Raw genomic sequence first — 17,611 nt, 5'->3', positions numbered from 1 at the left:
GCCCGAAGGCGCCGTTTTCTTTATTCTGTCAACTTAAGCAGCGCTGGACTTGCCGCTCTTTTCGAAGCGCTTGCGCTCATTCGGGTCGAGGTAGAGCTTGCGAAGACGGATCGACTTCGGCGTCACTTCAACCAGCTCGTCGTCCTGAATCCACGACAGAGCGCGTTCCAGCGTCATCTTGATCGGCGGGGTAAGCTTCACGGCTTCATCCTTGCCTGCGGCGCGGATGTTGGTGAGCTTCTTGCCCTTGAGCACGTTGACTTCCAGATCGTTGTCACGGCTGTGAATGCCGATCAGCATGCCCTGATAGACCTTGACACCAGCGTCGATGATCATCGGGCCGCGATCTTCAAGGTTGAACAATGCGTAAGCAACAGCTTCACCCTGATCGTTGGAGATCAGAACGCCGTTGTTGCGGCCAGCGATTTCGCCCTTGTATGGCTGATAGTCGTGGAACAGACGGTTCATGATCGCCGTGCCGCGCGTATCGGTCAGAAGTTCCGATTGATAGCCGATCAGACCACGGGTCGGTGCGTAGAACACCATACGAACGCGGTTGCCGCCGGAAGGACGCAGCTCGACCATTTCGGCCTTGCGTTCGGACATCTTCTGCACAACCGTGCCGGAATATTCTTCATCGACGTCGATGACGACTTCTTCCACCGGCTCCAGCTTCTCGCCGTTCTCGCCGTCCTTCATGACGACGCGCGGACGCGAAACGCCAAGCTCGAAGCCCTCACGGCGCATGTTTTCGATCAGAACTGCAAGCTGCAATTCGCCACGACCGGAAACGAAGAACGAATCCTTTTCGGTCGATTCCTCGATCTTCAGTGCAACGTTGCCTTCAGCTTCCTTGAGCAGACGGTCACGGATAACGCGGCTCGTCACCTTGTCGCCTTCCGTGCCCGCATAAGGGCTGTCATTGACGATGAAGGACATGGTCACGGTCGGCGGATCGATTGGCTGCGCAGCCAGAGGCTCGCTTACCGAAGGATCGCAGAAGGTGTCGGCAACAGTGCCCTTGGAAAGACCGGCGATAGCGACGATGTCGCCTGCATGGGCTTCGTCAATGGCCTGACGCTCGATGCCGCGGAAAGCGAGGATCTTCGAGATACGGCCATTTTCGAGCAGCGAACCATCCTGACCGAGAACCTTGACGGCCTGGTTCGGCTTGATCGAGCCGGAATGGATACGACCGGTGATGATGCGGCCCAGGAACGGATCGGCTTCGAGGATCGTACCGATCATGCGGAACGGACCTTCAGCAACCTTCGGTGCCGGAACGTGCTTCAACACGAGGTCGAACAGCGGAGCCAGACCTTCGTCCTGTGGGCCTTCCGGGTTCAGCGCCATCCAGCCGTTACGGCCTGAACCGTACAGGATCGGGAAGTCGAGCTGCTCGTCGGTCGCGTCGAGATTGGCGAAGAGGTCGAACACTTCGTTGATGACTTCTTCATGACGGCCATCCGGACGGTCGATCTTGTTGATCGCAACGATCGGACGCAGGCCAACTTTCAGCGCCTTGCCAACAACGAACTTCGTCTGTGGCATTGGACCTTCAGCAGCGTCAACGAGAACGATAGCGCCGTCAACCATCGAAAGAATACGCTCAACTTCGCCGCCGAAGTCGGCGTGGCCCGGCGTGTCGACGATGTTGATACGCGTGTTTTTCCAGACAACCGAAGTGGCCTTCGCGAGAATGGTGATCCCGCGTTCCTTTTCGATGTCGTTGGAATCCATCATGCGTTCTGCAACGCGCTGGTTGTCGCGGAACGAGCCGGACTGCTTCAGGAGTTCATCGACCAGAGTGGTTTTGCCATGATCGACGTGTGCGATAATAGCGATATTACGCAATTCCATATGGAGATCACTTCTATATGAGTTGGGAGCCGCGCCAACAAACCCGCGCGGAAAAACAATGCGGCGCTCTTACAGGTTTTTTTGCATTTTAGAAAGGGGCAGCGCGAAACTGCCCCCCAATTAACCCGAAAAACCCGAATTTCATTGCATTTTTACACTGTCATTCTGACAGTTTTTTGAATTCTTTTTGGGCATGTCGTTATCGAAAAACCAGTTTCCACTTTTTCGCGACATGCCCGAGCCTTACAAGAGCGTGCCTGACAAAATGACCAGCGCGACGCTGAAATAGATCACAAGACCGGTCACATCGACCAGTGTGGCGACGAAAGGCGCCGATGCGCTGGCCGGATCGAATCCGAGCCTTTGCAGGATGAAAGGCAGCATGGAGCCTGTCAGCGAGCCGAAAGTCACGATGCAGACCAGCGCCATACCGACGGTCGCGGCCACCAGAATCCAGTGTTCGCCATAGTCGTAGATGCCAAGCGTCTGCCAGATGGCGATGCGAATGATGCCAATGACGCCGAGAAAGCTGCCAAGGGCCAAGCCCGTTGGCAATTCGCGCAGGGCGACACGCCACCAGTCCTTGAGCTTGATTTCCTGCAAGGCCAGCGCGCGGATAATCAGCGACGTCGCCTGTGAGCCGGAATTACCGCCCGATGACATGATGAGCGGGATGAACAGCGTCAGCACGAGAGCCTTTTCAAGCTCCAGCTCGAAATGCTGCATCGCGCTCGCGGTCAGCATTTCGCCGAGGAAAAGGATACCGAGCCAGCCCGCACGCTTCTTCAGCATCTCGCCGAAGCCGATGCGCATATAGGGCTTGTCGAGCGCCTCCATACCGCCGAAACGGTAAGCGTCCTCGCTTGCCTCTTCCGTCATGGCGTCGAGCACGTCATCAACGGTCACAATGCCGATGATGTGACGGCTTTCGTCCACCACAGGTACGGCCAGAAGGTCGTGCTTGCGGAACAGGCGCGCCACTTCCTCACGACTTGCGAGAGGCGAAATGGTGATCGGCTCTTCGTCGCGGGCGATAGACAGAATCGGTTCGTCCGGCTGGCGGATGATGAGGCGGCGCAAGCTGACCACACCCAACAGAACACGGCTGGCCGGATCAACCACGTAGATTGCATAAACCGTCTCACGCGTGCGTTCGACCTTGCGGATATATTCCAGCGTCTGGCCAACATTCCAGTTGGAAGGCACGGCAATGAATTCGATGGTCATGAGCGAGCCCGCCGTATTCGGCGGATAGCCCATCAATTTCTTCAGCGCGACCTTGGTTTCAGGCGCGAGAATGGGAAACAGGCGTGCGCGGTCGTCGTCTTCCAGTTCCTGAAAAACGTCGGTTGCGCGGTCCGCCGACATGCCATCGAGCAGGAGACTCGCGAGGCCGGGCGGCAGGGTAGCGATGATTTCGGTAGCACGGTGCAGTTCCGGCTGGTCGAGCAGACGGATGGCATCTTCGTGCGAAAGCTGTGCGATGACGGCGACTGCATCATCGGCATCGAGTTCGTTAACGAGTTCCACTGCGTCGCCGGTACGCATGTCCGCAATGCGGCTTGCGATGGCAGCAGCAGGGAGGTCGGCAACATTGAGTACTTCCGGGAAGAAGTTGTTGTCGGTCATGGGCTTGCCTTTCTGTCGATCCGCCGTCAAAGGCAGACCGTGCAAGCCGACCGCAAGCGATCAGATCACGAACTGCCTTGACGGCTGAAACAATCGACTGTGACTGTCGCTGGGCATAAGAGAATAAAACTCCGGTTGAAAATGCTGCCGCAGAAATTCGGCTGCGGGCGTGATGTGCGCTTGGTCGCCAATAAAGTCAAGCCCTGCGAGACGATGTCGAACGCTTTTTCCAAGCTCCTGCCCCGGCAGCGAGACGCCCGCGATGTGGAAACCGTGAAAGCGGCCTTCCAGCCCTTGCCCCTCTGCTGCTTAACTCCTAAGTCTGATCCATATCGAATTCATCTGAACCGGAGTCTCATCATGTCCGACAAGACCGCTTACAATCGCGCGCTGACTGAATGGAGCGGACCGCTGGGCCTGCCGGATTTCACCGCTTTCAAGGATGACGATTTCGCGTCTGCATTCGATGCCGCGTTGGCTGAGGACCTCGCAGAAGTGGAAGTCATCGCGAAGGCGACCGATGAAGCGACCATCGATAATACGCTGAAAGCTCTCCAGCTGACCGGCAAGGCGCTCGACCGCGTTTCATCGATTTTCTGGATGCGCGCTGGTGCGCATAGCAACGACACGATCCAGGCGCTCGAACGCGAGATCGCGCCGAAAATGTCGCGTCATTATTCGCGCATCATGATGGACCCGGCGCTTTTCGCCCGCATCGACGCGCTCTATGAAAATCGCGATATGCTGGACCTCGATACCGAGACCAAACGCGTTCTTGAAAAGACATGGAAAGGTTTTGTTCGCTCCGGAGCAAAGCTCGATGAAGCGGGCAAGACGGAGCTTGCAGGTATCAATGAAAAGCTTGCCGGACTTGGCGCGCGCTTTGGTCAGAATGTGCTGAAGGATGAATCAAGCTGGGCCCTGTTCATCACCGATGAAGCCGACCTCGCCGGTCTGCCGGATTTCCTGAAGAACGCCATGCAAAGTGCCGCCGCTGAACGCGGCAAACCGGATGCCTGGGCGGTTACGCTATCACGCTCAATTGTCGAGCCATTCCTTTCCTTCTCCGAAAATCGTGAACTGCGCGAACAGGCGTTCAATGCCTGGGCAAAGCGCGGCGAGAACGGTGGCGAAAGCGACAATCGTGACATCGTGCGCGAAATGGTGGAATTGCGCGAGCGCAAGGCACATCTGCTCGGCTACGCCAACTTTGCCGCCTACAAGCTCGACGACACCATGGCCAAGACGCCAAAGGCGGTCATGGACCTGCTGGAACCCGTCTGGGACAAGGCGCGCGCCAAGGCCCATGAAGAAGAAGTCGAACTGGAGCGCCTGATCGCAGCCGATGGCGGCAATCACAAGGTTGCGCCATGGGACTGGCGCTTCTATGCCGAAAAGCTGCGCGCCGAACGCTTCGCCTTCGATGAAGCGGAACTGAAGCCTTATCTTCAGCTCGAAAAGATCATCGAAGCCGCTTTTGACGTGGCAGACCGCCTGTTCGGCATCCGCTTCGAGGAAAAGAAGGGCATCGCTGCGTGGCATCCGGATGTGCGGGTGTTTCAGGTCTTCAATGCGGATGGCAGCGAACGCGGCCTTTTCCTCGGCGACTATTTCGCCCGCACCTCGAAGCGTTCGGGCGCGTGGATGAGTTCCCTGCAATCAAGCCACAAGCTCAATGGCGGACAGAAGCCAATCATCTACAACGTCATGAATTTTGCGAAGCCAAAGGCAGGTGAACCTGCCCTGCTCTCGCTTGACGATGCGCGCACGCTGTTCCACGAATTCGGTCATGCACTGCATGGGCTTCTCTCGGATGTGACATGGCCCGCCGTTTCCGGCACTGCCGTTTCCCGCGATTTCGTGGAACTGCCGTCGCAGCTTTACGAACACTGGTTGACCGTCCCGGCCGTTCTCGAACAATACGCCGTGCACTATCGCACCGGAGAAGCCATGCCGAAGGCGCTCCTCGACAAGGTGCTTGCGGCCCGCACTTTCAATGCAGGCTTCAACACGGTCGAGTTCACCTCATCCGCACTGGTGGACATGGCGTTCCATACCGGTAAGGAAAAGATCGCTGATCCGCTCGCTTTCGAGGTAAAGACGCTGGAAAAGCTTTCCATGCCGGATGCGATCATCATGCGCCATCGCACACCGCATTTCACCCATGTCTTCTCCGGCGACGGTTATTCCGCAGGCTACTATTCCTACATGTGGTCGGAAGTGCTGGACGCGGATGCCTTCTCGGCATTCGAGGAAACCGGCGATGCCTTCAATCCGGAACTGGCGGCAAAGCTGAAGCAGCATATCTATGCCGCTGGTGGCAGCCGCGACCCGGAAGAACTTTACAAGGCATTCCGTGGCAAGATGCCGACGCCAGACGCGATGATTGAAAAGCGCGGTTTGAACTAGAACCAAAAAACAAAAGGCCGGGAAACCGGCCTTTTGTTCAACTCTTGTGGGTTAGAATATTCACGAGCCGACCGTACGGGTCACGCGTGTAGAAGCGACGCACACCCCATTCCTCATCGACCGGACCGTATTCGACGGGGAATCCCAGCGCGATTGCGCGCTCCAGCACGGCATCGACATCATCGACCTCAATGGAAAGATCGGGCACCGGTGTGCCCGCTCCGCCCTCACTCATGATGCTCACCTGTACCCGTGCCTGCGCATCCGTGGCATAGGTGACGATCCAGCCGAAATCCATCGCCACATCAAGGCCCAGCAAGTCGCCGTAGAAGCGCTTTGCCGCCGCAGGATCGGCGGCTGCAATATTGGCAACGATGCGGCGGACGGCCATCAGTATTCGCCGAGCTTGATGTCCGGCGTGTAATCGACGCCGTCCACTTCCTTCACCACCGGCTGGCCGCAGTGCATGACACCGGTTGCGGCATTGAAAGCATAGGTCGGCGAACCATAGAGCTGCCAGCCCTTGTTGAGCGCCGCCGTGACGCGATGACAGAATGCGGAATCGTCCGGACCTGTAATGAAACGATATAACTTCATGCTGTTGCTTCCTCTGTTATAACTTTACGCCCGTTTTAGCGAGTACACGCTCGGCCATTTCGAGATGCAGACGTTCGACCATCTGCCCGTCCAGCGAGATGACGCCCTTGTCGGCATTTTCAGGCCGGGCGAAGACTTCAACAACAGCGCGGGCATGGGCCACCTCGTCCTCGGTTGGTGAGAATGCACGGTTAGCCGCTTCAATCTGGCCGGGATGAATCAGCGTCTTGCCATCGAACCCCATGGCGGCACCTTGCGCGCATTCCGCCTCGAAGCCAACGCTATCCCGAAAATCATTGTAAACACCGTCGAGAACGGTGATCCCGCCAGCGCGCGCTGCAAGAATGATCTGCATCAGCCATGGGACGAGATAGGGCCGCCCCGGTTGCGGACGCACGCCGGTTTCCCGCGCAATATCGTTCGGCCCGACGACGAAACAGGCAAGCCGCACCGCCGAACGATGTCCGAGAACCGCAATCTCGTCGGCATTGAGAATGCCACGCGCGGTTTCGATCATCGCCCAGACACCAACTGCCGGATCGGCATCCCGACGATCAAGCCGGTTGGCCGCGTCGATTATATCCTGTGGTCGTTCAGTCTTGGGGAGAAGGATCGCATCCGCCCCCATCTTCGCAGCCGCCGCGACATCATCCCTGCCCCACGGCGTTTCCGCCGTATTGACCCGTACAATCCGCTCGAAACCAACCTTCGGATGGCTTGCGAAATGCGCGGCCAGCGCATCGCGCGCCGCGACCTTCGCCTCCGGCGCGACGGAATCCTCCAGATCATAGATCACGCAATCCGCTGACAGGGTCAGAGACTTTTCCAGAGCGCGAGCGTTGGCGGCAGGAACGAAAAGGACAGAACGACGGGGACGAACAATAGTTTTCATATCCCGATTTGTGCACCGAACCATCCTGCAGCGCAAGCGCCGAGAGCGCGAGCAGGCAGGCTCTTGAAATCCTGTATCGACGCGCCTATTTTCCAGCCTTCGGTTGGAATGCACCTGCCGTCCGCAGCCTTTGGCCATGGTAAAGCATTCCTGTTTCACGTTTTTGTTCCGGTGACGGCAGAAACGGCAATGCGGGCACCCGTTCATGAAAACGCCGCTCACAATCAGGAGCGAAAACAATGACCACAGCTATTATCGCTGGGACCAATAACGCTGACTTCAAGCATCAGGCCCGCCGTCTGCGGCAGGCTTTGAGCGAGGAAGGCATCAACATCAGCCACGGCAAGGCACTCGACCTTGTGGCGCGCCAGTCCGGCACACGCGACTGGAATACGCTGGCCGCCAATGACAGCAAGGTGGAGACCGCCCCCGTCGAGGACGATACCGCGCCTTACCGTGTCGGGCAGCGTATCACCGGCATGTTTCACACGACGCCGTTCGATGCCCGTATCATCGCCGTTGAGGAAACGATCAAGCCTGAACTGTGGCGCATCACGCTTCAGTTCGATCCGGCCATCGATGTGGCGGTTTCGCCGAACCTCTCAATGCGGCGCAGGCGTTATACGATCGTCGTTGGTACAGATGGCAAATCCCGCCGCCTGACCGGCAGCGAGACCGGTGGCGTCGCCCTCAATGTCTGAAAATTGCGCAAACTGTATCAACGACGCATGATCTGGAAAACTTGACGCGGTTTCCAGACAGGATTATGCGCATAACCCGACAGTCGGACTATCCGGCGCGCTTGTCCGCGCGCCGGATATTTCGCGAAACGGGTCGGGAGTTGCGACCTATTGGGCAGTTTCGGCCTCAAACGTTGACTCTCGGTCAAGCTGATGTAAACCAGTTTGCAAATTGCAAATTCCCAACCGACAGGTTCAGGACATGGATAAGTTCACCAAGCTCACGGGCGTTGCCGCCCCCCTGCCGATCGTCAATATCGATACGGACATGATCATTCCGAAGGATTACCTGAAGACGATCAAGCGCACGGGTCTGAGCAAGGGTCTTTTCGCCGAAATGCGCTTCAACGAAGACGGCACGGAGAACCCGGATTTCGTTCTGAACAAGCCGGGCTATCGCAACGCACAGATTCTCGTTGCAGGCGACAATTTCGGCTGCGGCTCCTCGCGCGAACATGCGCCATGGGCCCTGCTCGATTTCGGCATCCGTTGTGTGATCTCGACCTCGTTTGCCGATATCTTCTACAATAACTGCTTCAAGAACGGCATTCTGCCGATCAAGGTCGCCCAAGAAGATCTGGACAAGCTGATGGACGACGCCTCACGCGGCGCCAATGCGACGCTCACCGTCGACCTCGAAGCCAAGGAAATTCACGGGCCGGATGGCGGCTCTATCTCCTTTGATGTCGATGATTTCAAGCGCCATTGCCTGCTTAACGGTCTCGACGATATCGGCCTGACCATGGAAAAGGCTGGCAGCATCGACACATTCGAGGCCAAGCGCGCCGAATTGCGTCCCTGGGCATAATGTCGGTATGCACTATATATACTCGGCCAGAATGCTCGGTCGCAGGTTTGGTGGCCTTCACAAGTGAATAGGACACGATTGGCTGGAATGGCCCGAGAAGATCAAAGCGGCGACTGGGCGGGACGTCTCTCGCCCTCGCTGGACGAAATCGAATCCATCGCGATTGAAGCTCTTGCGCATCTGCCACAGGAGTTTCGTGCGTTGTGCGGCGACATCATCATCCAGATCGCCGACTTTCCTGACGATCAGATCATCGAGGATATGGGGCTGGAAACGCCTTTTGATCTGCTCGGCCTTTTCGAAGGTCGTGGCATCGGCGAACGTTTCAGCCTGCAGACCGGCGAAGGTCCCAACCGCATCACGCTCTACCGCCGTGCGATCCTTGACTATTGGTCCGAACATGAAGAAACGCTGGGCGATATCATCACCCATGTTCTGATCCACGAGATCGGTCATCATTTCGGCTTGTCCGATGACGATATGGAAAATATCGAGGCGCAGGCAGAGTAAAGCCGCACAGCCGAGATGACTGTCCGAATTTGTCGTTTTCGACAAAACCATCGGCAGTTCTGGCAGTTCTTCCTCGGATTCTGGCACAATCGCTTACAGATATTGCATGGAGAGAATGCTATGGTTTCTCTTGATGCAACTAGCGGTCTGATTCCGACATTGCATCCTTGGGATATGAGCGCCGAGCAAATGTCGAAATCAAAAAGACCACTAGTAACCCTATGAATCTAGTGGATTTTTCGAATTTGACGTTTGAAACGATATCTATATCGGACGGGTATCAAACGTCAAATTCAATCCACTAGAGTAGCGATATGAGCATTTCCCCCGCCATCTACCAGCTCCTCCTCGTATATGTGACTTACATCATTGCAGCTGGCAGCCCCGGTCCGAGTACGATGCGGATCATGGGCGTAGCCATGGACCAAGGTCGCAAATCAGGGCTTGCCTTTGCTGCCGGTGTCGTTACGGGCTCCATCTTTTGGGGCGTGATGGCCGCGACCGGCGTTTCGGCCATCCTCACACGATTTGCCGAAGCTCTGTTCATCCTGAAAATCTTCGGTGGACTTTATCTGCTTTATCTTGCCTTCAAGGCCGGACGCGCGGCCATGACATCAGACAAAGCATTGGCCACGCGAGCTTCCAGCAGCAAAGCAATTCTGTCCCATGGCGAGCTTTATCGCCGTGGTCTTCTGATGCATCTGTCAAACCCGAAATCCATCCTGTCCTGGATCGCATTGGTTACGCTGGGACTTGGCGCCAACTCTTCATGGCCACATCTGGCAGCGTTTCTGGGTGGCTGCATCGTGCTCAGCATCACCATTTTCTGCGGCTATGCCATCATATTTTCCACTATGCCAATGGTGCGCCTCTATCGTCGTGCGCGTCGCTGGATCGAAGGCGTCCTCGCGGCTGTCTTCGGCCTTGCCGGTATCCGCCTGCTTCTGTCGCGCTAACCTGATTGAGAAAGAGCACAATGGAACTCTTCAAAGGTCTTTCAGCCTTTCCGCTGACACCAAACGACACCGATGGCAAACTCATGGAGGATACGCTCTGCGTTTTTCTTGAGCGCATTCACGAGGCGGGAGCGGATTCTATCGGTCTTCTGGGAAGCACTGGCGGCTATGCCTTTCTCACGCGGGAACAGCGGTTGCATACGATCAATACCGCCGTCAGATCTATCGGCGGCAGAATACCGATCATCGTCGGCGTCGGCGCGTTGCGGACGGATGACGCGCAGGCACTGGCGCGGGATGCCGCAGATGCCGGTGCAGACGGGCTGTTGCTGGCGCCTGTTTCCTATACACCGCTGACGCAAGACGAGGTTTTCCAGCACTTCAAGACCGTTGCCGAGACGACCGATCTTCCCCTGTGCATCTACAATAATCCCGGCACGACAAAGTTCATCTTCAACGACGAACTGATTGCACGGCTTGCCAGTGTGAAGAATATCAGCGCGATCAAGATGCCTCTGCCCGCAAATGGCGATTACGAAGGCGCAATGTCAAAGCTGCGTGCCGAAACTCCGCCAAGCTTCGCGATCGGCTATAGTGGTGACTGGGGTGCTGCGGATGCACTGCTGGCTGGTGCCGATGCCTGGTACAGCGTGGTTGCGGGACTTCTTCCCGACCCCGCTCTGGCGTTGACGCGCGCTGCGCAAAGCGGAAACAATACTGAGGTGGAACGCATAAATGCAGCTTTCACACCGCTTTGGGACCTGTTCAAAACCCACAGCAGTTTCCGCGTCATGTATGCCATTGCCGACCTTCTCGGTCTCGCGAAAATCGAGCCACCACGTCCGATCCTGCCGTTAGGAACCGAAGCATACGGGCAGGTTGAGGCTGCACTTGAGCACCTGAGGGAAATAGAGAACTGACTTAAAGCGCCCCATCCTCGCTCAAGAATTTGATCGCCATAAGCGCGGCACAACGACTGAGCAAGATGTCTCGTTCGACTGTAAGGTCCGCAGCAAAACGATCAGCAAGTCGACGATACGAGGCGTCTATAGTCGGATTTATAAGGTAGCGCTCCTCCATTTGCTCGCAAGTGGAGCGAAGCTCACGAGTATCAGGCATTATAGTCATCGTATGACTTCCTACTAAAATTCGGAAGATAATCGGGTAGGAGGGCATTTTAGGCCCTCCTCCCACACCACCGTACGTACGGTTCCGTATACGGCGGTTCATGAAGCGTAGTATAGGCGTCGGTGTTCCTTCAGGAACGAGATCAGCCCGATTTTGGTGAAGTAGGCATTCGGTAGGGCTTCGTGCATGTGTGAGGTTCTGGCATTCCACCATGGTCCCCGGCCATTGCTGGCACTTATCCATGCACGCTCCTTCTTTATGCCTCGTTGCATCAGGTTTCTTGCGCGCGCGGCTGGTTTCGTCCATTGCCGCCACAGGGTAGCCCGCAGCTTGCGGTGAACCCATCCATCCATTTCCTCGAACGTCCCCTTCACGTCAGCCAGCTTAAAGTAAGCTGTCCAGCCGCGCAGGATCGGCGCTAGGTCCTTGATGGTGGCGTCAATGGCCCGGCCACGCCCAGCCCGGAACTGGGCTTTCAGTTTGCCACGAAGACGCTTCACACTTTGTACCGCCACCTTGAGGCGGGGCATACGGTGGAACGTCATCGTATAACCCAAAAAGACCCGGTTCCATGGATGGTCAACAGCACTTTTGGTGGCGTTGACCTTCAGCTTCAGTCTCCTTCCAAGGAAGGCGGTGAGCGAAGCCATCACCCGTTGACCGGCACGTATTGACCGCACATAGATATTACAGTCGTCGGCGTAGCGGCAGAAGCGATGTCCGCGCTGTTCCAGTTCCTTGTCCAGATCGTCGAGCAGGACGTTCGATAATAGCGGAGACAGGGGACCGCCCTGCGGCGTTCCCTCGCTTCGCATTGTCGTCATCCCGCCCATCATCAACCCGGCTTGCAGATAACGGCGGATCAACCGCAGCACCCGTTTGTCGTAGACCTTGCGTGCCACTCGTGCCATCAGCACATCGTGGTTTACCCGGTCGAAGAACTTCTCCAGATCAAGATCAACCACAACGCGGTAACCGTCGGCCACATAGGACCGTGCGGCAAGGATCGCATCATGGGCACTCCGCTCCGGCCTAAAGCCGAAAGAGGAATTGGAGAAGCCTGGGTCGAAGATCGGCATCAGCACCTGATGTATCGCCTGCTGGATGAGGCGGTCGAGAACCGTGGGAATGCCAAGAAGGCGTTTCCCGCCGCCGGGCTTGGGGATTTCCACCCCGCGCACCGGCGCTGGCTCATACCGACCCGCCAGCAGGTCTTCCCTGATGCGCGGCCAATGCGATACGAGATGCTGCTTCAGGTCGCCAACGCTCATCTTGTCGATGCCCGCCGCTCCCTTGTTCGACACCACGCGGTGTAAGGCCGCTATCATGTTATCGCGACTGACGATCATTTCCATCAGTTGCATCGCGTCCTTCGGTTGTGAGTTGGACGATCCTGCCGTGACGTTTGATGCGCCCAAGGCATCCTCTCGCAGCTTCCGGCCACTACCTTCCGCATGGGCATGGGGCGTTTCAGCTCCATTATCTGCATCTGCTGTCGTCATCGAAAGATCGTTCTCCATCCGACACTTCATGTTCAGCCCTTCGCCGTCCGGTACGGCTACTACGGCATCTGCTGACTTCTGCCGCCCTATTCCGTCGCTTCTCAGCGGCGGTAGCACACCGTTGCCGGTGGCGAGGCGACAGATCTCCCGAGGTAAGACGCGTGACCTTCATGCCATATACCTGTCGCATCTACAGCCGCATCATCCGGGTGATATCGGGCTTTGGGTAAATGGGCCCCCTTGCCCTGATGCGACTGCCTCTTATGCGCTTCCTGTTCGTCAGGCCGGCACTTTGCTTACAGCTTCCTTCAGACCCCGCCTTACGACAACGCCCTTGCTGTTCGGCTAACGGTTCCCATCACCAGGGCCCGTAGAGGACTTTCACCTCCAAGTCATCGAACGGATACCATCCCGGTCGAGCGATGCTTGCGCACCACGCGCCATGCTCGGCGCACCCATAAAACAAAGGCGCCCTCATCGGGCGCCTTTTGCATTTCTTTGTCAAGCGACGCTCAGACGAACATCGATATTGCCGCGTGTTGCATGCGAGTATGGGCAGACGATATGTGCAGCCTGAACAAGCTTTTCGGCCTTCGCCTTGTCCACGCCCGGAAGTGCCACTTGCAGCGCCACATCAAGCCCGAAGCCAGTGCCATCTTCACGCGGACCTATGCCAACCGTCGCAGTCACGGTGCTATCAGCCGAAATGGCAACCTTTTCCTTGGCGGCAACGAATTTCAACGCGCCCAGGAAGCATGCCGCATAGCCAGAAGCGAAAAGCTGCTCAGGATTGGTGCCTTCGCCGCCCGAACCGCCGAGTTCCTTCGGCGTATCGAGAACGACACTGAGCCGTCCGTCGGCAGTCTTGGCGCTGCCGGTGCGGCCGCCGGTTGCTGAGGATTGGGTTGTGTACAGAATTGGCATTTGGGCTTCTCCTTTGGTTTATCTCCGTAGCCAAACTTGCAGATAATTAAATTGTGCACAATATAATTTTGCAAAATTTAATTTCACAATTATGTGACGCGCAATCCAATTGCGCATGATGTATATATTCGCCAAGGAGTTATCATGATGAAGCGCGACGATCAGGATTCCAATCTCGGTCTTTCCAACATGGTCTGCTTTGCGATCTACTCGACCGCGAATGCACTGACGCGCGCCTACCAGCCAATTCTGAGCAAACTTGATCTGACCTATCCGCAGTTTCTGGTGATGATCGTGCTCTGGGAACAAGACGACCGGACGGTCTCGGAGATCGGCGCAAAGCTCAATCTCGATTCAGGAACCCTGACCCCACTGCTGAAGCGCCTTGAAGCCGCCGGACGCATTACGCGGCGGCGTGACCCGCAGGACGAGCGACAAGTCCGCATCACACTGACTGACGAAGGCAAGGCACTGCGCATGGAAGCCGAGAGCATCCCCGAACAGGTGTTCTGCGCACTTGGTCAGCCAATCGATGAGTTGCAGGATTTACGCACGCGATTGCTCAATATACGCGGCAATCTTTCAGATAGCATTTCCCGCTAACAAAAAAGCGCCGGGTGACCGGCGCTTTTTAATATCAGTATTGAGTACAGTAGATCAGGCAGCAAGCGCCTTTGGCTTGATAAGGCCGCGCGCGACCAGCAATTCAGCGATCTGGATCGTGTTGAGAGCAGCGCCCTTGCGCAGATTGTCGGAAACAACCCACAGAGCCAGACCGTTCTCGACGGTGATGTCTTCACGGATACGGCTGATATAAGTCGCATCTTCGCCAGCGGATTCGTAAGGCGTGATGTAGCCGCCGTTCTCATGCTTGTCGACAACCTGGCAGCCTGGAGCTTCGCGCAGAATCTCGCGTGCTTCTTCCGGCGTGATCGGGTTTTCGAACTCGATATTGACCGCTTCGGAGTGACCGATGAAGACCGGAACGCGAACGGCAGTTGCCGTCAGCTTGATCTTAGGATCAAGCATCTTCTTGGTTTCGGCCACCATCTTCCATTCTTCCTTGGTGTAGCCGTCTTCCATGAAGACATCGATATGCGGGATCACGTTGAACGCGATGCGCTTGGTGAACTTCTTCGCTGAGACAGGGTCGGCGACGAAAACAGCGCGCGACTGTTCGAACAGCTCATCCATACCTTCCTTGCCTGCACCCGAAACCGACTGATAGGTCGAGACGACGACGCGCTTGATCTTGGCAACATCGTGCAAAGGCTTCAGAGCCACGACGAGCTGAGCCGTCGAGCAGTTCGGATTGGCAATGATGTTCTTCTTGCGGAAGCCTTCGACTGCATCCGGGTTCACTTCCGGCACGATCAGCGGCACTTCCGAGTCATAACGCCAGGCCGAGGAATTATCGATGACGACGCAGCCCTGCTTGCCGATCTTCGGCGACCATTCCTTGGAAATCTCGCCGCCAGCAGACATCAGGCAGATGTCCGTATCGGAGAAATCATACGTGTCGAGCGCCTTGACCTTCAGCGTCCGGTCGCCATAGGACACTTCCGTGCCCTGGCTGCGGCGCGATGCAAGCGCAACAACTTCGTCAGCCGGAAAGCCGCGTTCTTCGAGGATATTGAGCATTTCGCGCCCGACATTTCCGGTGGCGCCGACAACTGCAACCTTGAAACCCATTTTTCGTCTCCTGTCCCTCTCCGCTTCCAGATTCGGAACCCCGCAGGCCACGCGGGACTTCCGCCCCCGGGCCAGACCCGGGGAGAGGGCGAGCAGGCCAAGGGAATCAGACCGTTTTCGTGGTCGTTTTAGTAATGGCCGTGAGTGTTTTGGAAATCGAAGGCATGCGCGCTGCCCCGGCAAAAATGCCGGCAGTTCCAAGCGAAACTGACGCTACGTTGACGCGATCCACGCGGGTTCTCCTTCGTTCGCCACTGCTTTTACGCGGTTTATAGATGGAGTCAATTCTCTACCTCTTCAAGAAGCGCATTTTTTAAGGCTCTTGCCGTCTTTGATAGTATTTCAAGCTGACAATTCTATCTCATACTAAAGACTACTGCACGAATCCCCTTTTTCAGTTCATCATACAAGTGTGAGGAGAGCGCCTTGAAGGTTGAGAGGAACCTGTCGAGGTGCAACGGATGGTTTTCACTTTCCCGGTGAAAGATGACCGTCCCTATATAGCTCTGTTTGGGAGGACAGATTCATGGCAGTTTCGTCGAGCGCCGATGTGCGCGCGCCTAAAATGACGAGTGAGGAGCGCAAGGTTATCTTTGCATCTTCGCTGGGTACCGTCTTTGAATGGTACGATTTCTATCTCTACGGTTCACTGGCTATCTATATCGGCGCTGTTTTCTTCAGCGAATATCCGGAAACGACCCGCAACATCTTCGCCCTTTTGGCCTTTGCTGCCGGTTTCCTTGTGCGCCCGTTCGGAGCACTCTTCTTCGGGCGTATCGGTGACCTTGTCGGTCGTAAATATACGTTCCTCGTCACAATCGTGGTGATGGGCCTTTCGACGTTCCTCGTTGGTGTTCTTCCCGGCTCGGCCTCCATCGGCATCGCGGCCCCGATCATTCTGGTTGGCCTGCGCATGCTCCAGGGTCTGGCTCTTGGTGGCGAATATGGCGGCGCGGCTACTTATGTGGCGGAACATGCGCCCAACGGTCGTCGTGGTTTCTATACGTCGTGGATTCAGACTACCGCTACCTTCGGTCTGTTTCTGTCCCTGATCGTAATTCTCCTGATCCAGAATTCGATGACGGCTGAGGATTTTGCGCGCTGGGGTTGGCGTATTCCTTTCCTTATTTCCGTGTTCCTGCTCGGTATTTCCGTCTGGATCCGTATGCAGATGAGTGAATCGCCTGCATTCAAGCGGATGAAGGAAGAAGGCAAACAGTCCAAGGCGCCACTCAAGGAAGCTTTCGGCCAATGGAAAAATGCGAAGATCGCATTGATCGCACTGTTCGGTCTTACTGCGGGTCAGGCTGTTGTCTGGTATTCCGGTCAGTTCTACACCCTCTTCTTCCTTCAAAACGTTCTGAAGGTCGAAAGCATCTCCGCGAACATTATGATTGCGATAGCACTTCTGATCGCCACCCCGTTCTTCCTGTTCTGGGGCTGGCTCTCCGACAAAGTCGGCCGCAAGCCAATCATCATGGCGGGTCTTGCCCTTGCCATCGTGACATACTTCCCGTTGTTCAAAGCGCTCACGCATAGTGCCAATCCAGCGCTTGCCCGCGCCGAAGCAACCGTCAACGCAACCGTGACCGCTGCACCGGGTGACTGCACGTTCCAGTTCAACCCTGTCGGCACTGCGAAGTTCACCACGTCTTGCGATGTGGCAACGTCGTTCCTGTCGCGTTCGTCCGTGCCTTATACGGTCGTTGAAGGCCCTGCTGGTTCAACTGCAACCATTACGCTGGGTGATTCCGTCATCACATCGTATGACGCAACCGCGGCGGATGCTGCGGTACGCACACCAGCCTTTGCTCACGATGTAAATCTCGCCTTACAAAAGGCTGGTTTCCCGCTGGTTCGCAGCCCGGCAAAAGTTCCGGACGCGAAACTTGATGCATTCATCGCCGCCAACCCGGAACTGGCTCTGGATGCAGCTGCAGTTCGTGCCGGTGCCGCGACATCCA

Annotated in this window: 15 protein-coding genes and 1 pseudogene; 8 read left to right on the top strand and 8 right to left on the bottom strand. The window is 56.5% G+C overall.

Features of this window, described 5'->3' with window-relative positions:
- Positions 1-33 precede the first annotated feature (33 nt).
- Positions 34-1,860 (bottom strand): translational GTPase TypA, encoded by a 1,827-nt coding sequence (typA, locus tag OANT_RS17115; protein WP_010658502.1) that lies wholly within the window; start codon positions 1,858-1,860, stop codon positions 34-36.
- A gap of 243 nt (positions 1,861-2,103) precedes the next feature.
- Positions 2,104-3,489 carry a magnesium transporter gene (gene mgtE, locus OANT_RS17110; protein ID WP_010658501.1) on the bottom strand — a complete coding sequence of 462 codons (1,386 nt, stop codon included), beginning with the start codon at positions 3,487-3,489 and terminating at the stop codon, positions 2,104-2,106.
- Positions 3,490-3,849: 360 nt separating this feature from the next.
- Here mgtE and OANT_RS17105 point away from each other — a divergent pair, with 360 nt between their 5' ends.
- Positions 3,850-5,898, top strand: a complete 2,049-nt coding sequence (locus OANT_RS17105; protein ID WP_012092739.1) for a M3 family metallopeptidase — start codon at positions 3,850-3,852, stop codon at positions 5,896-5,898.
- 37 nt (positions 5,899-5,935) lie between these two features.
- Here the strand turns inward: OANT_RS17105 and OANT_RS17100 are convergent, their stop codons facing one another.
- The 3 genes from OANT_RS17100 to OANT_RS17090 are packed head-to-tail and all read right to left on the bottom strand — an operon-like array spanning position 5,936 to position 7,387.
- Complete coding sequence (locus OANT_RS17100) at positions 5,936-6,289, bottom strand: VOC family protein (protein ID WP_012092738.1); 354 nt, start codon at positions 6,287-6,289, stop codon at positions 5,936-5,938.
- Complete coding sequence (locus OANT_RS17095) at positions 6,289-6,495, bottom strand: DUF1737 domain-containing protein (protein WP_002965766.1); 207 nt, start codon at positions 6,493-6,495, stop codon at positions 6,289-6,291. Before OANT_RS17095 ends, OANT_RS17100 begins: the two co-directional genes overlap by 1 nt.
- Before the next feature lie 16 nt (positions 6,496-6,511).
- Positions 6,512-7,387, bottom strand: a complete 876-nt coding sequence (locus OANT_RS17090; protein ID WP_012092737.1) for an HpcH/HpaI aldolase/citrate lyase family protein — start codon at positions 7,385-7,387, stop codon at positions 6,512-6,514.
- Positions 7,388-7,626: 239 nt separating this feature from the next.
- Between OANT_RS17090 and OANT_RS17085 the strand changes: the two genes are divergently transcribed.
- From OANT_RS17085 to OANT_RS17065, 5 genes are all read left to right on the top strand, one after another.
- Positions 7,627-8,088, top strand: a complete 462-nt coding sequence (locus OANT_RS17085; protein WP_012092736.1) for a glyoxalase superfamily protein — start codon at positions 7,627-7,629, stop codon at positions 8,086-8,088.
- Between the two features lie 241 nt (positions 8,089-8,329).
- Positions 8,330-8,935, top strand: a complete 606-nt coding sequence (leuD, locus tag OANT_RS17080; RefSeq protein ID WP_012092735.1) for a 3-isopropylmalate dehydratase small subunit — start codon at positions 8,330-8,332, stop codon at positions 8,933-8,935.
- 87 nt (positions 8,936-9,022) lie between these two features.
- Positions 9,023-9,445, top strand: coding sequence for a metallopeptidase family protein (locus OANT_RS17075; RefSeq protein ID WP_012092734.1), 423 nt, complete (start codon positions 9,023-9,025; stop codon positions 9,443-9,445).
- Between the two features lie 314 nt (positions 9,446-9,759).
- On the top strand, positions 9,760-10,401 hold the full coding sequence (locus OANT_RS17070) for a LysE family translocator (RefSeq protein ID WP_012092733.1): 642 nt from the start codon (positions 9,760-9,762) through the stop codon (positions 10,399-10,401).
- A 20-nt stretch (positions 10,402-10,421) separates the two neighbouring features.
- Positions 10,422-11,321: a dihydrodipicolinate synthase family protein gene (locus tag OANT_RS17065; protein WP_012092732.1), complete on the top strand. Its 900-nt coding sequence runs from the start codon at positions 10,422-10,424 to the stop codon at positions 11,319-11,321.
- A 306-nt stretch (positions 11,322-11,627) separates the two neighbouring features.
- On the opposite strand, the gene ltrA is transcribed toward OANT_RS17065, so the two are convergent.
- On the bottom strand, positions 11,628-13,031 hold the full coding sequence (gene ltrA / locus OANT_RS17055) for a group II intron reverse transcriptase/maturase (RefSeq protein ID WP_011982869.1): 1,404 nt from the start codon (positions 13,029-13,031) through the stop codon (positions 11,628-11,630).
- Between the two features lie 501 nt (positions 13,032-13,532).
- Entirely contained in the window at positions 13,533-13,955 is a 423-nt protein-coding gene (locus tag OANT_RS17050) for an organic hydroperoxide resistance protein (RefSeq protein ID WP_012092731.1), read from the bottom strand.
- 147 nt (positions 13,956-14,102) lie between these two features.
- Between OANT_RS17050 and ohrR the strand changes: the two genes are divergently transcribed.
- Positions 14,103-14,558 (top strand): transcriptional regulator OhrR, encoded by a 456-nt coding sequence (gene ohrR, locus OANT_RS17045; RefSeq protein ID WP_040128728.1) that lies wholly within the window; start codon positions 14,103-14,105, stop codon positions 14,556-14,558.
- A gap of 54 nt (positions 14,559-14,612) precedes the next feature.
- On the opposite strand, the gene OANT_RS17040 is transcribed toward ohrR, so the two are convergent.
- Complete coding sequence (locus OANT_RS17040; protein WP_010658488.1) at positions 14,613-15,647, bottom strand: aspartate-semialdehyde dehydrogenase; 1,035 nt, start codon at positions 15,645-15,647, stop codon at positions 14,613-14,615.
- Positions 15,648-16,173: 526 nt separating this feature from the next.
- Between OANT_RS17040 and OANT_RS17035 the strand changes: the two are divergent.
- Positions 16,174-17,608: pseudogene (locus tag OANT_RS17035) on the top strand (MFS transporter); the annotation flags it as partial.
- Between the last annotated feature and the right edge of the window lie 3 nt (positions 17,609-17,611).

The organism is Brucella anthropi ATCC 49188, from assembly GCF_000017405.1.
GTDB classification, from domain to species: Bacteria; Pseudomonadota; Alphaproteobacteria; order Rhizobiales; family Rhizobiaceae; genus Brucella; species Brucella anthropi.
The sequence above is the reverse complement of the archived record's forward strand: the minus strand, read 5'-3'. Positions and strand labels throughout refer to the sequence as shown.

Excerpts from the sequence above, each read along its gene's own strand:
- OANT_RS17040 (WP_010658488.1), bottom strand. The coding sequence starts at position 15,647 with ATGGGTTTCAAGGTTGCAGTTGTCGGCGCCACCGGAAATGTCGGGCGC.
- OANT_RS17085 (WP_012092736.1), top strand. The coding sequence starts at position 7,627 with ATGACCACAGCTATTATCGCTGGGACCAATAACGCTGACTTCAAGCAT.
- OANT_RS17100 (WP_012092738.1), bottom strand. The coding sequence starts at position 6,289 with ATGGCCGTCCGCCGCATCGTTGCCAATATTGCAGCCGCCGATCCTGCG.
- ohrR (WP_040128728.1), top strand. The coding sequence starts at position 14,103 with ATGAAGCGCGACGATCAGGATTCCAATCTCGGTCTTTCCAACATGGTC.
- OANT_RS17075 (WP_012092734.1), top strand. The coding sequence starts at position 9,023 with ATGGCCCGAGAAGATCAAAGCGGCGACTGGGCGGGACGTCTCTCGCCC.
- typA (WP_010658502.1), bottom strand. The coding sequence starts at position 1,860 with ATGGAATTGCGTAATATCGCTATTATCGCACACGTCGATCATGGCAAA.
- OANT_RS17095 (WP_002965766.1), bottom strand. The coding sequence starts at position 6,495 with ATGAAGTTATATCGTTTCATTACAGGTCCGGACGATTCCGCATTCTGT.
- OANT_RS17050 (WP_012092731.1), bottom strand. The coding sequence starts at position 13,955 with ATGCCAATTCTGTACACAACCCAATCCTCAGCAACCGGCGGCCGCACC.
- OANT_RS17105 (WP_012092739.1), top strand. The coding sequence starts at position 3,850 with ATGTCCGACAAGACCGCTTACAATCGCGCGCTGACTGAATGGAGCGGA.
- leuD (WP_012092735.1), top strand. The coding sequence starts at position 8,330 with ATGGATAAGTTCACCAAGCTCACGGGCGTTGCCGCCCCCCTGCCGATC.
- OANT_RS17065 (WP_012092732.1), top strand. The coding sequence starts at position 10,422 with ATGGAACTCTTCAAAGGTCTTTCAGCCTTTCCGCTGACACCAAACGAC.
- OANT_RS17070 (WP_012092733.1), top strand. The coding sequence starts at position 9,760 with ATGAGCATTTCCCCCGCCATCTACCAGCTCCTCCTCGTATATGTGACT.
- OANT_RS17090 (WP_012092737.1), bottom strand. The coding sequence starts at position 7,387 with ATGAAAACTATTGTTCGTCCCCGTCGTTCTGTCCTTTTCGTTCCTGCC.
- ltrA (WP_011982869.1), bottom strand. The coding sequence starts at position 13,031 with ATGACGACAGCAGATGCAGATAATGGAGCTGAAACGCCCCATGCCCAT.
- mgtE (WP_010658501.1), bottom strand. The coding sequence starts at position 3,489 with ATGACCGACAACAACTTCTTCCCGGAAGTACTCAATGTTGCCGACCTC.